The organism is Flavobacterium rhamnosiphilum, assembly GCF_004349195.1.
GTDB lineage: Bacteria > Bacteroidota > Bacteroidia > Flavobacteriales > Flavobacteriaceae > Flavobacterium > Flavobacterium rhamnosiphilum.
In genome coordinates this window covers 53,946-66,545 of record NZ_SMLG01000004.1, presented here as the reverse complement: position 1 = coordinate 66,545, position 12,600 = coordinate 53,946, and the positions used below count along the sequence as shown (strand labels likewise).

At 35.0% G+C, this 12,600-nt stretch carries 13 protein-coding genes; 10 read left to right on the top strand and 3 right to left on the bottom strand.

The features are described 5' to 3' along the window. Positions 1-174: 174 nt before the first annotated feature. The 8 genes from nrdD (at position 175) to E0I26_RS06805 (ending at position 4,321) form a co-directional block, all read left to right on the top strand. Positions 175-336 carry an anaerobic ribonucleoside-triphosphate reductase gene (nrdD, locus tag E0I26_RS06835; protein WP_131915745.1) on the top strand — a complete coding sequence of 54 codons (162 nt, stop codon included), beginning with the start codon at positions 175-177 and terminating at the stop codon, positions 334-336. Next, the gene (locus E0I26_RS06830) at positions 320-1,009 is read left to right on the top strand and encodes an anaerobic ribonucleoside-triphosphate reductase activating protein (RefSeq protein ID WP_131915744.1); all 690 of its coding nucleotides are present in this window, start codon (positions 320-322) and stop codon (positions 1,007-1,009) included. The genes nrdD and E0I26_RS06830 overlap by 17 nt, the downstream gene beginning before the upstream one ends. A 54-nt stretch (positions 1,010-1,063) precedes the next feature. Beyond that, positions 1,064-1,513 carry a CopD family protein gene (locus tag E0I26_RS06825; RefSeq protein ID WP_131915743.1) on the top strand — a complete coding sequence of 150 codons (450 nt, stop codon included), beginning with the start codon at positions 1,064-1,066 and terminating at the stop codon, positions 1,511-1,513. An 11-nt stretch (positions 1,514-1,524) separates the two neighbouring features. Next, the gene (locus E0I26_RS06820) at positions 1,525-1,989 is read left to right on the top strand and encodes a hemerythrin domain-containing protein (RefSeq protein WP_131915742.1); all 465 of its coding nucleotides are present in this window, start codon (positions 1,525-1,527) and stop codon (positions 1,987-1,989) included. Positions 1,990-2,065: 76 nt separating this feature from the next. Next, a complete protein-coding gene (locus E0I26_RS06815) occupies positions 2,066-2,500 on the top strand; it encodes an RrF2 family transcriptional regulator (RefSeq protein ID WP_131915741.1) in 435 nt (144 codons plus the stop codon). Between the two features lie 175 nt (positions 2,501-2,675). Next, complete coding sequence (locus E0I26_RS16470) at positions 2,676-2,849, top strand: hypothetical protein (RefSeq protein ID WP_165929415.1); 174 nt, start codon at positions 2,676-2,678, stop codon at positions 2,847-2,849. Then, complete coding sequence (locus E0I26_RS06810; protein ID WP_131915740.1) at positions 2,850-3,455, top strand: hypothetical protein; 606 nt, start codon at positions 2,850-2,852, stop codon at positions 3,453-3,455. Between the two features lie 146 nt (positions 3,456-3,601). Further along, positions 3,602-4,321 (top strand): GNAT family N-acetyltransferase, encoded by a 720-nt coding sequence (locus tag E0I26_RS06805; RefSeq protein WP_131915739.1) that lies wholly within the window; start codon positions 3,602-3,604, stop codon positions 4,319-4,321. Positions 4,322-4,495: 174 nt separating this feature from the next. On the opposite strand, the gene E0I26_RS06800 is transcribed toward E0I26_RS06805, so the two are convergent. Beyond that, on the bottom strand, positions 4,496-6,310 hold the full coding sequence (locus tag E0I26_RS06800) for a hypothetical protein (protein WP_131915738.1): 1,815 nt from the start codon (positions 6,308-6,310) through the stop codon (positions 4,496-4,498). 411 nt (positions 6,311-6,721) lie between these two features. On the opposite strand from E0I26_RS06800, the gene nadA reads away from it, so the two are divergent. Both nadA and nadB read left to right on the top strand, forming a co-directional pair. Beyond that, the gene (nadA, locus tag E0I26_RS06795) at positions 6,722-7,651 is read left to right on the top strand and encodes a quinolinate synthase NadA (RefSeq protein WP_131915737.1); all 930 of its coding nucleotides are present in this window, start codon (positions 6,722-6,724) and stop codon (positions 7,649-7,651) included. Further along, positions 7,651-9,213 (top strand): L-aspartate oxidase, encoded by a 1,563-nt coding sequence (gene nadB, locus E0I26_RS06790; RefSeq protein WP_131915736.1) that lies wholly within the window; start codon positions 7,651-7,653, stop codon positions 9,211-9,213. Before nadA ends, nadB begins: the two co-directional genes overlap by 1 nt. 431 nt (positions 9,214-9,644) lie before the next feature. Here nadB and E0I26_RS06785 read toward each other — a convergent pair whose 3' ends face one another. Further along, the gene (locus E0I26_RS06785) at positions 9,645-11,642 is read right to left on the bottom strand and encodes a TonB-dependent receptor domain-containing protein (RefSeq protein WP_131915735.1); all 1,998 of its coding nucleotides are present in this window, start codon (positions 11,640-11,642) and stop codon (positions 9,645-9,647) included. A gap of 68 nt (positions 11,643-11,710) precedes the next feature. Then, positions 11,711-12,562 (bottom strand): hypothetical protein, encoded by an 852-nt coding sequence (locus E0I26_RS06780; protein WP_131915734.1) that lies wholly within the window; start codon positions 12,560-12,562, stop codon positions 11,711-11,713. Positions 12,563-12,600 lie beyond the last annotated feature (38 nt).

Here is a 12,600-nt window from a genome sequence, read left to right as displayed (position 1 = left end):
AATAACATGGACATGGTTTGGCTTTAGCCTAAATAAATGTTATCTATTGGGCTAAAGCCCAATATTATATTCTGATCTGCAACCGTTGGCTAAAGCCAACGGCAATTCAACAAGGACAATATAGCCACTCATAACTTTTAACTCATAACTAATAATTCGTAACCTCTAAAAAATATGAAAACAACAAACCCGATTTTAGAAAAAAACCAACATTTGAGAACCAAATGTTTAGTGTACACAAGAGTAATGGGCTATCACAGACCCGTAGAAAGTTTCAATATTGGAAAAAAAGGAGAACACAAACAGCGAACCCATTTCAATGAAGGAAAATGTTAGTAATCCCATTTACAGCATAACGCCTTTTACTTTATTAGATTATGCGCATAAATCAGCTTGCATTCTTTGGTTTGCAGGCTGTAATATGCGCTGTTTGTATTGTTACAATCCAGAAATTGTACTCGGAAAAGGAGCTATTTCATTCGAAAAAGCGCTTACTTTTCTTCATTCCAGAAAAAATTTGTTGGACGCGGTGGTTTTTAGCGGAGGCGAATGCCTGTTGCATAAAAACTGTATTCAACTCATTACCGAAGTCAAAAAAATGGGCTTTTTGGTAAAAATTGACACCAATGGATCACGACCTGAGGTTTTGCAACAATTACTTGAAAAGAAATTGATCGATTATGTTGCGTTGGATTTTAAAGCCATGCCCGTTCATTTTGAAAAGATAACACAGTCTAATCTTTTTTTGCCTTTTGAAAAGTCGCTGCGTTTATTAGTCGAAAATGGACTCCCGTTTGAAGTTCGCACCACGGTACATTCGGATTTGATTGATAAGAATCACATGCAAGCCATGATACAGTATTTAGAGCAGCAAAACTATCAGGGAAATTATTACATCCAGCATTTTGTGAATGGAGCGACAACGTTAGAAAAATTGGGCTATTCTGTTAAGGAATTGGAAAAGGAAAATCTTTCTACCGCACGTATTAAAGTACATTTTAGAGGTTGATTCTAAAGTAGCATTGCTGACAAAAGCGTATCTTTAAAAACAAATAAAATTTACATGAACCATCATTTTTTGTTAATTATCCATCTTTTAAGTGCCACAGTTTGGGTGGGCGGCCATTTGTTATTGGTCTTTGGACATTTGCCCCAAGCCCTTAAAGAGAAAGACCCGAGCATTATTTTGAATTATGAAAAAAAGTATGAACCTGTAGGAATGACAGCACTGGTTGTACTGGTTGTAACGGGGATTTTAATGGCTTATAAATACGGCGTTAGCATCGAATATTGGTTCCAGTTTGCCACTCCTATTGAGAAAGTGGTTTCTACAAAATTACTTTTATTGTTTTTGACGGCAGCCTTCGCCTTGAGCGCACAGTTTAGGGTAATTCCCAAACTTAAAAATAATCCAGACAAGTTGCCTGAAATGGCTTTTCACATATTATCTGTTACGATAATTGGTGTATTGATGCTCATTTTTGGTTCTTTCATCCGTTTTGGCGGGTTTTAAATTTATATACTATGATATCAAATAAACCATTAAAAAGAGCTCCGGAATTACAACCTTTAAGCCACGATCATCATCATGGTTTGCAATTGTGTTGGAAAATACGAACCGGTTTTTCGAAGCAAATTGAACCCGATCGCATCAAAAAATATACGGACTGGTTTTTTAAAACGCATTTGAAACCCCATTTTGAATTGGAAGAAAAACACGTATTTCCCATTTTAGGGGCAGAAAATGACCTTGTAAAACGAGCGTTGACAGAACATCGTCGATTGAAACGCTTATTCAAACAAACTACCGATATAGAAAAATCTTTAGGACACATTGAAGAAGAATTGGAAGCACACATTCGTTTTGAGGAACGCATTCTATTTGTTGAAATTCAAAAAATAGCCACCGAAGACCAGTTAGCCAAAATTAAAGAAATTCATACCGAAGCATCTTTTACAGAAAAGAACGATGATCTTTTTTGGAAATAAAAAACGGTCGACCCAAAGAATAAAAAATATTCAAAAGGAATAGCACTTATTTCTATAAATTTGTAAAAAAACAACTATGTTTTCTAAAACCTGTGAATACGGAATTCGAGCCACCATTTTTATAGCATCAGAATCCTATCAAAATAATAGGGTTGGGCTCAGAGATATTGCTAAAAAAATAGATTCACCCGAGGCTTTTACGGCCAAAATTTTACAAATACTATCCAAGGATAATATTATCCATTCGATTAAAGGGGTTGGTGGCGGATTTGAAATCCCAAAAGAAACCATGAACCAAATAAAACTGTCCCAAATTGTAACGGCATTAGATGGAAACCGCGTTTTTACCGGTTGCGGTCTGGGATTAAGTCACTGCTCCGAGGATCATCCTTGTCCGGTTCATGATAAATTCAAGGCCATCAGAAATGAATTGGCTTTCATGCTCGAAAACACCAATCTGGAAGAATTGGCAATGGGAATAAAATCAGGCGATACTTTCTTACGGTATTAACCAAAAGCAATCTTATCTTTACAAAAACTATTTTACGGCATGAAGTCTAACGGTTTTGGGTGGATTCTAGCCATTCTATTGTTGGTATAAACAAGTTGTATGTAAGCTAAAAAATACCGAACTAAAGAAATATTGATATAATTTTGTATATTTGAAAAATAATTATCCTTGAATTATGAATAAAAGTCAGACAGCATTGCTAATAGCTTTAGCGAAAAAACTTGAAAAAAGACAGAGCTCTAAAGAATCAGCTATTAAATCTTTGAGTTCAGCTGGCATTGTTACTAAAGAAGGAAAAATGACTAAATCTTTTCCAAATCTGGAACGTGTACTATCCATTGCTGAATAAATGTATAGTTCGAGATCTAATCTTTTAATCGGATTTCATGGTTGCGATGAATCTGTAGCGCAACAACTCCTTACAAAACCCAAAAAAGTAAAAATTAGTGAAAAACCATTTGATTGGCTAGGTCACGGATTTTATGTATGGGAAAACAACTATGATAGAGCCTTACAATGGGCTAAAGACAAAGAAAAAAAAGGTCAAATTAAAAAAGCTTCTGTAATTGGCGTTGTATTTACACTTGATTATTGTCTTGATTTAATTGATAGCGAATTCATTAAAATGCTTTCGGTATATTATGAATTAATGCAAAAGGATTTTTCCAGCATCGAAAAAGAATTACCAAAAAATAAAGATGTAAAAGAAGACGAACACAAAGACCTATTAATACGAGAATTAGATTGTGCAGTAATTCAGTATCTTCATCAAAAAATAAAAGAAGAAATAGAGCAAGATAATACAACTCTCTTAAAAGAGTTTGACTCAGCAAGAGGTGTTTTCACAGAAGGTGGACCTGCATTTCCTGGTGCAGGTGTACAAAAGAAAAGTCACATACAAATATGCATCCGAAATATGAACTGTATTAAAGGATTCTTTTTACCTCGAAAATAGCCTACATAGATGCTACAACGGATTTAGGCAATTGACTTAATGGAAAGTTAGTTTTGTATTTGCGTTCTTTTGGCAAATCCGAAAAACGGACTTAATTTAGTCCCTAACCTAGCCAAGCATGGGAACGTGTGTAAAAAATCGTAAAAATGAATTCTGAATATCAAATTAACACAAAACCAAGTATTGAAAATTTAAATGAAATCAAATTTTGGTTATCCGAAGAGTATGAAAAAACTGAACAAGGATTTTATTGCAATTGGAATGTCATAGAAAAAGGTTTTGAAAATAACGAATTAATAATTTTTCACAACGAGATTTCAATTATCGGTTTTGTCATATGGACAAGTTGTGAAATTTATGCTTTAATTGATATTTTAGAAATAAATCCAAATTTCAGAAAAAGAGGTTTTGGAAAATTGTTTTACGAAAAGATTGCAGAATACTATAAGAGCAAAGATTTATTAGCTATAAAATTATTTTGCTCACCAATTGAATCTGAACAATTTTGGAAAAAAATGGGTTTTATTAAATTTCCAAATAGAGGATATTCTGAATCTGATTTGACATATTTTAAACCTTTAATTGAAATCAATTTTCCTCTTGAAAATGGTAGTTTTGACAATAAACTTGAATTATGGGATTTAGAACCATATCAAGTGGAAAACCAAAAACCAAAATGGACTTGGAAAATTGAAAAAGAAAATTCAGAATTTTCAAAACCAATAATCCATCCTTCCAACTCAAATTGGAATTTACGATGGACAAAAAACAATGAAATTATAAAAGAAGACAAAATAAAATATTTTGCAAAGAAAAATAACCCAATAGATTTTAGCCCTTTTCTTTACATTAAAGATTTGAACTAAAGAAAAACACTACACCAATAGATAAGGTTTCGCTGGATTTGGGCAATTGGCTTAATTTAAAGACTGCCTTGTACATAAATTATAAGCGACTAACAAAATATCAAAAAACCCTCTCCAGCTTTCGATAAACGAATGTGAAGAGGCCTTATTTTTTAAAACTCTATTGAAATAGTTTTATGCTAATTCCAGTTCCGGAATTTTAATGCCAAACAATTCCTCTTTATAGAAATGCAACAGGTATTGTGTACTTTGATTCTTGTTTTCAGCAGCATCCGATGAAGAGAACAGCGATTGATAATACGCGATTCCTTCCGCCAAATTGTTCTTGAACAAGTTCCATTTTTTTATTTGTGGCGCCGTAAGTTCGGCAGAAACCGTTGCAATTTCGTTCTTCAAATAATCCAGATACATTTTCAATTCTTTGACAAACATATTCGGACGATTGGTGACAGTCAATACCGAAGTGTTTCCATAAATGTGCTGAACCATTTCAGAAAGTGAAACTTCATGGTCAAAATAAGCCATATTAGGCCCAGGACAAATGACAACACCTTGCGCCTGTCCTTTAATCTTAATGCCATTTTCCAGATAGGAAGCATTGGCTAAACCAACACAAAGACAGGATTTTTCGGTGATTTTGTTTTTCGCATTTTCGAACATTTCAGCAGTCAAAGTATCTTTCTTACTGTCCAATTCCTCTAATTTTAAATCTTGAAATTTTTTGGAAGCAGAACAAATTCCTTTTGCTCCGTATTCTTTGCTTAACGCCAAAAACTTTTTCGGACAAGAACTTCCCGCGTTATTATCATGAATACGCTTTTGTTTGAAGTGCTCGTTGGTTGTTCCTCTCAAGGTATTAAAAGGAATTCCCAAAGGAGAAATATGACTCAGGTATAAATCTTTTTCTTTGGCATTTGCCAATAATTTACGCGTGGCTTCATCTACAGAAGTGGCTTCGGGAACCAATAAAAATGGAGTCCCCCAACCCACAGAATCCACATCATAATAATCCAATAAAAAGTCATGTTCTTCGGCTGTACCTACTCCGCCCTGAACCGTTATTTTTAATTCCAATGGATTTTCAGGAACGTGCATTCCCTTTTGCACTAAAGCTTTCACCATTAAATCGTGCGCAGACTGGATCAATTGTTCTTTTTTTTGTTTGAATTCTTCCAAAATGGGACCTAACAAATAGCCATCAGTAGCAAAAGCGTGTCCGCCACAGTTTAATCCGGATTCAACTCGGTATTCAGAAACCCAAAGTCCTTTTTTGGCCAAGAAATTCCCTTGTATCATTGCCGAACGGAAATCGCTCACTTTCAGAATTATTTTCTTCTTTAAAGTGTTATTGCTGTCCGGGAAAAAAACCTCGAAATTTTCGAAATAACTGTACAATCTCGGATTCATCCCTGCCGAAAGCACTACCGAAGAAGTTAAGTTGCTATTGGCAAAACCACGAAGTGAAGCATGGGCGTCATTGAAAGCTACCGGTAATTGTTCGTCTTTAATGAAATTATCCTTGTCGATTTTGGTCATGATATTTACATCAATGGCACCAGCGCTCAGGTTATTTTCAAGATAATTTTTGATGTTTTCCTTAAAAGCAATTCCGTCATCCATTAGATGCTGAAGTCCTTTTTTTATCTCTGACTTGTTGGGCAACATGGCAATATAATTCTCTAATGCCAATTTACTTTCAGCCAGTTCATTCTTGAAATTCTCGAATTTGTCTTTTACGATTTTGTCTACCAAATTCAGATACGACGTGATGCGTTCTGCTCGATAATCGTGCATTTTTTGAGAAATTTCCTGATACGGAAGGCTAAATTTTTCGCTGTAAAAAGCATTCATTTTTTCTATAAGATCATCGTCTATGATCGAAATCACTGAGGATATCCCATACTTTGCCACTCGAATTGGACTGTCTATGGTGTAAGCAAGTCCCATCACGGGGATATGGAAAGTATGTAACGGTTTAGTTGTTGTCATGCATTAAATAATTTATTAAATAGGCAACAAATATCGCAAAATGGAATAGTTTAAAACCTGATAAATATCATATCCATTCGTCTGTTATTAAAGTACTTTTACGGGTTTAAAACAACTTAAATCAGAATAATAAGAAATTATGACTATCCGTAACTAATACCAAACAATACTTTTTGCCACAGATTTAAAAGATTCCCACAGATTAAAGAAAAGTGAATTAGATTTATTACGAAAAATCAGTGAAAATCTTTTAAATCTGTGGCAAAAAAACAATGTTATTCCGCAAAGCGGACAGTCATATAAGAAATACCTGATTTTAAATTCAGCAGTGGTATTTCCTTAATTATTATGTCTAAATAAAAATTCCTTTCAGTAAGCATTTAAATAGTAAAACCAGAAAAATTAAAAACGATGAATAGCCTTAAAGAACGAATATTAGCCTTAAAAAAAGAGAAAAATGCGGTTATTTTAGCCCATTATTATCAGGAACCCGCTATTCAGGATGTAGCAGATTATGTGGGAGATAGTTTAGGATTGTCAATAGAAGCCAGGAAAGCAGATGCAGATATTATTCTTTTTGCCGGTGTACATTTTATGGCTGAAACCGCAAAAATTTTAAACCCAACCAAAAAAGTAATTCTTCCCGATTTAAAAGCAGGATGTTCTCTTGCCGAATCCTGTCCTCCTGATTTATTCAAAAAATTCATTGACCAGCACCCCGATCACATTGTCATTACTTACGTGAATTGTTCCGCCGAAATTAAAGCGTTGAGTGATATTGTCTGTACCTCATCGAATGCTTTGAAAATAGTGGAATCCATTCCCAAAGAAACGCCCATTATTTTTGCACCGGATAAGAATTTAGGAAAATATATCATCAGCAAAACAGGAAGAGACATGCTGCTTTGGGACGGTTCCTGTGTGGTGCATGAAGCTTTTTCCTTGGATAAATTAATAGAAGTCCACAAACTGCATCCCGATGCTAAAATCATTGCGCATCCCGAATCAGAAACGCATATTCTGGAAACCGCCAGTTATATTGGTTCGACAGCCGGAATGATTGATTACGTAAAAACAAACCCAAACAACACGTTTATTGTCGCTACCGAAGCGGGAATTCTTCACAAAATGCAACAGGAAGTGCCCCATAAAATACTGATTCCGGCGCCATCACAAGAAGATAATACCTGTGCTTGCAGTGAATGTGGCTATATGAAAATGAATACCTTACAAAAAGTATATGACTGCTTGCTTAATGAAACTCCCGAAATTATCGTTCTGGAGCACATTAGAGAAAGAGCATTGCTTCCTATTGAACGAATGCTAGAATTATCTAAATAATGATTACAACAAACTATTTAATCATTGGTTCAGGAGTTGCCGGATTGACTTTTGCCATAAAAATTGCAGACCGTTTTCCCGACAAGAAAGTGACTATTGTTACCAAGTCAAATGCCGATGAATCCAACACTAAATATGCGCAAGGCGGCATTGCCATTGTTACAGATGAAACCGAGGATTCGTATCAAAAACACATTGAAGACACCTTAATCTGCGGCGATGGTTTGTGTGATGTTGAAGTCGTCAAAATGGTCGTTACAGAAGGTCCAAAACGATTGAAAGAACTCATAGCATGGGGCGCAAAATTTGATAAAACCGCTAAAGGAAATTTTGATTTAGGCAAAGAAGGCGGACATTCCCAAAACAGGGTGGTACATCATAAAGACCAAACCGGCCATGAAATTGAACGTGCTATTTTAGACCAAGTACATCAAAAAGGAAATATCACGGTTTTAGACCATCATTTTGCGCTGGATCTGATTACGGAAGACAATCAGTGTCTGGGAGCTTTTGTTTTAAATCAAAAAACGAATGAAATTATCACCTTCCAATCAGATTTTACACTGCTTGCCACTGGCGGAATTGGGCATCTTTACGGACACACCACCAATCCGATAATTGCGACAGGCGATGGCATCGCGATGGCTTTCCGTGCGAATGCCTCCATTAAAGACATGGAATTTATTCAATTTCATCCTACCGCATTGTATAATACTTCCGTTGGATCGAAGTTTCTAATTTCGGAGGCAGTGCGCGGTTTTGGAGCCTATTTACGCACCAAAAAAGGCACCCGGTTTATGCTCGATTATGATAACAGAGCGGAATTGGCTTCCCGTGATATCGTTTCCCAAAGCATCGATTTGGAACTTAAAAAAACGGGGGATGATTGCGTTTATTTAGATTGTACTCATTTAGATTTAGAGCCGTTTACAAAACACTTTCCGATGATTTACGAGCATTGCAAAAAGATTGGAATAGACATTACAAAAAATTGGATTCCCGTGGTTCCCGCACAACATTATCTCTGTGGCGGAATTACAGTTGATAAAAATGGGAAAACATCTATAGAAAATCTATTTGCTTGTGGCGAATGTTCCCGTACAGGCCTGCATGGTGCCAATCGATTAGCGTCCAATTCCTTGCTGGAAGCTTTAGTGTATTCGGATAAAATTTATAATTACTTGGCAGAAGCTCCTTTCGAAAACGTCCTTTTTATCAGTTCCATTTCTGATTGTAAATTAGAACTAAAACCTATCATAAATCCAGATTACATTGCTAAGATCAAAACCGAATTGCAATTATTAATGCGCCAAAATGCAGGAATTGTGCGTTTTGATGTTGATTTGCGTAAAGCAAAAGAGCAATTGATGCAATGGCAAGACGAATTAGAAACAATAATTAAAAACAATCAAATTAGTACTGAGCTGTACGAATTGTGCAATATGATTACAATTGGGAATCTAATCGTGCAACAATCTATCGAAAGGGACGAAAATTGCGGTGGTTTTCTGAAGTTTGCACCCAGTTATAATTGTAGAAAAAAAATTAAACGAGTAACCTGAATTCGTTTATTATTTTAAAATATAATTCGTTTAAAATCATAAATATACACACAATAATCAGGTCAAACGCATTAAAATAAGTTGAAGTTTAAACCACATAGAAACATAGTGTTTATTCCTGCAAAAATAAATTTTGACGATGATAAGAGTTCACAATAGAAAAAAAAGCATTGGCTTTTTTCTATGTCTCCTAAATTTCGACTGTTCAGAACAGATTTAAATCAAAATTAAGTTAATTCCTATGTTTCTATGTGGTTCAATTTTTAATGCGTTTGACCTGACGCAATAATACATTTCCTGCAAGGTTTTTTTTAACCTTGTAGGTTTTGGATATATTATAATACCTACAAGGTTAAAAAAACCTTGCAGGACAATAAACACGAAAAAACAAAATATTAATATTCAATACTTTAACAATCGAATTCAGGTTGTTAATACGCAAAATTAATATTCAAAAAGAAATTTCTTCCTTTTCTGGGAATATTGTTCCAATCTGAAAAAGTGGAATAATTAGTGTCCAGGATATTTTCAATACCCACTCTAATATTCCATTTACTTTTTTCAATACCAAACGAATAACCCGAAGCAAGGTTTAAAATCGCATAATCCGGCGTTCTGTCTTCGCCATAAAAAGGGCTAAATTGGGTTTGCACAGCATTGCCCTGAACCATAATTTCGGCAGAAAATTTATTCACTTTGTAATTTAAAGACGCTGAATATCGCAACGGACTTATAAATGGCAAATTTCTCTTTTCAAAGTCTTTTCCGTAATTGTAAACTAACTGGCCCTTCCCTTTAAAATTGGCCGTAATTTGGTATTCAATATTCAAATCTGTATTGAAAATAGTGGCATACTCTAACGCCGTATAAATTTTTACACCGCTGGCGCCAATAGTCATTGGAATAAGAGTTGGGTCTGGTTTTCCAACAATAAAATCGGAAATATGAAAATAAGAAGACGTTATTTTAGCACTCAATTTTTTTGTTGCATATCCCAAAGAAACGTTTCCTTCAACTGATTTTTCGTTTTTTAATTCTGGGTTTCCAATGTAATCAAATCGGTCAAAACTATTAAACAAATAAAACCCGTATCCTTCTGAAACCGAAGATGCCCGCTCTCCATACGCTAAACCAAAACCATATTCAAAACCATTTTTATTGTGAAAATAATTAGATGAAACGCTTTTTAAAATTCGGTTTTTACTTTCTTTCATATTGGGGTAAAAAATCTGTAAACTTTCTAAACCCAACTGATTGGCAACTTTATTGAAATGGTTTGCCAGGCTTGCAGAAAATTTCAAACTGGAATACGGATTCAAAACTACATTGTCTTCTAAAAACAATCCTCCATATGAAGTCCTCACATCAGGCCAAGTAAACATAAACATCACATTCTCGTTCGGATTATTCGGATACATGGTCATTTCGGCAATGGAACGATTATAAAAAGAATTCAAATCTGCCATAAAATGATGGTTTTTAAAAACTCCTTTTACTTTCGAATAAAAGCCATACGTATCACTCCAACCGGGCATATCCATATGAATGGCAACCAAAGGTCGTTTCGTGTCATCCATTCTATGCGTAACGGTATTGTAATATATTTTGGTTTCCCAATTTTCTATTTTCGACAATTTAGGAGCATATTCAAATTTTAAGGAAGTTATTAAGGCTTCCGCCAAAGAAACATCCATTGGAAGTGCCGGATAACCAACATCGGTTGCTTTATCATAGATCAGCGATGCCTCTATGAGTTTATTTTTATTAAAAATAAAACCGGAAGTTGTGGAAACATTAAACTTTTTAAACTGTGAAAACAAAACTTCCTGGTTGTTTCCAGAACTATAATTCTCGGCATCCCGATACATAAAGTCGGTATCCACATAAAACGAACTATCGACATAATTAATCGTTGTTCCAATGATTTTCTGCTTGCTGTTGGTTTCAAAACCGGTATTTACAGCCGTTTCCCAGCCTAAATCAGCAAATTTGCTTCGGTTCCTTTTTAAATCAATGGCACCGCCAATCGTTGCTCCATGACAGCCGCCTTGTTGTCCGGATTTTATGATTGCTTCCGATAAATTAGAAATTTCAACATAGGATGTTATGGGATCCATTTTATCGGTACAAGCACCAAAAATACGCATTCCGTCTATGGTTATTACTGTTCTTTCGGTTGCCATACTATTGATGATTGGCTCCCAAGCATAACCGCCTCTTTTAATCATTTCGACTTTGCCGGACTGTTGCAAATATTCGTCAATAGTGGCTAATAGTTTAGGTTGTTTTTGATACAATTGTGCTTTTTTACCAATGACAATAACTTCGTTTAGGATTTTAGGAACTACGGTGTCTTTAGATTGTTCTTGGGCTGAAAGTGAGATTGCAGCAATACATTGTAGCAATAAGAGAAATATTATCTTTTTCATACTGAAATGGTTTGAAAAAGGTCAAAAAATGAGTTCTTGACCTTTTTGATTTAAGAAAATAAATATTTCTAGAATTCTACTTCAAAGTAAATGCTGCTTGTAGGAACCGCATCAGTAATTGCTTCGCCTTTTAAAACTTCGCCAGCGGCATTCAAAAGTTGCAAGTTAATTTTCCAATAACCGGTCATGGTTAACGATAATTTCCCGTGGTACAATTTATCTGAAACAGACTGTGTTAAATCAACATTATTAGGAGATCCATGATTTCCCATACTCGGCATTCTCGGGTCAATTTTCACTTTAAAATTATCAACAACCGGGAACACCATCATTGATTGCATCTTAAAAACACCAACAGTCATCTCGTTTGTAGCCACTTTTGGATTCGTTGGATCAATTAATGCCAAAAGATATTTTGTCCCGTCAGTTCCGATAAAAGTAGTTACTCTCTTTTTGGCGGAAGCTGGAACACTAATTTGATTATTCGCGGTATATGCTATACCATTAATAGTATAATTTATGGTTAGAGTCCAATGTTCCATGGTATTTTCGGCCATTTGAAAAACAATATAACCATTGTATAATGTTTCTTTTCCTGTAGTTTTTGTAACTGCCGAAAACGGACAGGCGTGCGACATTGTTGTCATTTGCATTAATGGCGCCCAAGTGATTGTCGCATTTTTTTCGTACTCATTCGTTGTTTTGTTTTTGATTCTCAAAGAGATTGTGTTGTGTCCCTGCTGCAAAGTTCCTGTAGGGGAATAAAGTTCTACAATGTGGGTATCATTTGTGATTTCTTGTATTTTATTCAATCCTTCTAATTCATTTGCCATAATTGATGGATTTTCATCATTTGAACAGGAAGAAAAAGCTAACGCCATAGCCATTACAGCTATTATATTTTTTAATGGAAATTTCATTTTGTATTTTATTAAAGTTTATAGGGAATCTGCTTGAG

Coding starts and splice junctions, on each gene's coding strand:
- E0I26_RS06825 (WP_131915743.1), top strand. CDS start 1,064: ATGAACCATCATTTTTTGTTAATTATCCATCTTTTAAGTGCCACAGTT.
- E0I26_RS16470 (WP_165929415.1), top strand. CDS start 2,676: ATGAATAAAAGTCAGACAGCATTGCTAATAGCTTTAGCGAAAAAACTT.
- E0I26_RS06820 (WP_131915742.1), top strand. CDS start 1,525: ATGATATCAAATAAACCATTAAAAAGAGCTCCGGAATTACAACCTTTA.
- E0I26_RS06780 (WP_131915734.1), bottom strand. CDS start 12,562: ATGAAATTTCCATTAAAAAATATAATAGCTGTAATGGCTATGGCGTTA.
- nadB (WP_131915736.1), top strand. CDS start 7,651: ATGATTACAACAAACTATTTAATCATTGGTTCAGGAGTTGCCGGATTG.
- E0I26_RS06815 (WP_131915741.1), top strand. CDS start 2,066: ATGTTTTCTAAAACCTGTGAATACGGAATTCGAGCCACCATTTTTATA.
- E0I26_RS06800 (WP_131915738.1), bottom strand. CDS start 6,310: ATGACAACAACTAAACCGTTACATACTTTCCATATCCCCGTGATGGGA.
- nadA (WP_131915737.1), top strand. CDS start 6,722: ATGAATAGCCTTAAAGAACGAATATTAGCCTTAAAAAAAGAGAAAAAT.
- E0I26_RS06805 (WP_131915739.1), top strand. CDS start 3,602: ATGAATTCTGAATATCAAATTAACACAAAACCAAGTATTGAAAATTTA.
- E0I26_RS06810 (WP_131915740.1), top strand. CDS start 2,850: ATGTATAGTTCGAGATCTAATCTTTTAATCGGATTTCATGGTTGCGAT.
- nrdD (WP_131915745.1), top strand. CDS start 175: ATGAAAACAACAAACCCGATTTTAGAAAAAAACCAACATTTGAGAACC.
- E0I26_RS06830 (WP_131915744.1), top strand. CDS start 320: ATGAAGGAAAATGTTAGTAATCCCATTTACAGCATAACGCCTTTTACT.
- E0I26_RS06785 (WP_131915735.1), bottom strand. CDS start 11,642: ATGAAAAAGATAATATTTCTCTTATTGCTACAATGTATTGCTGCAATC.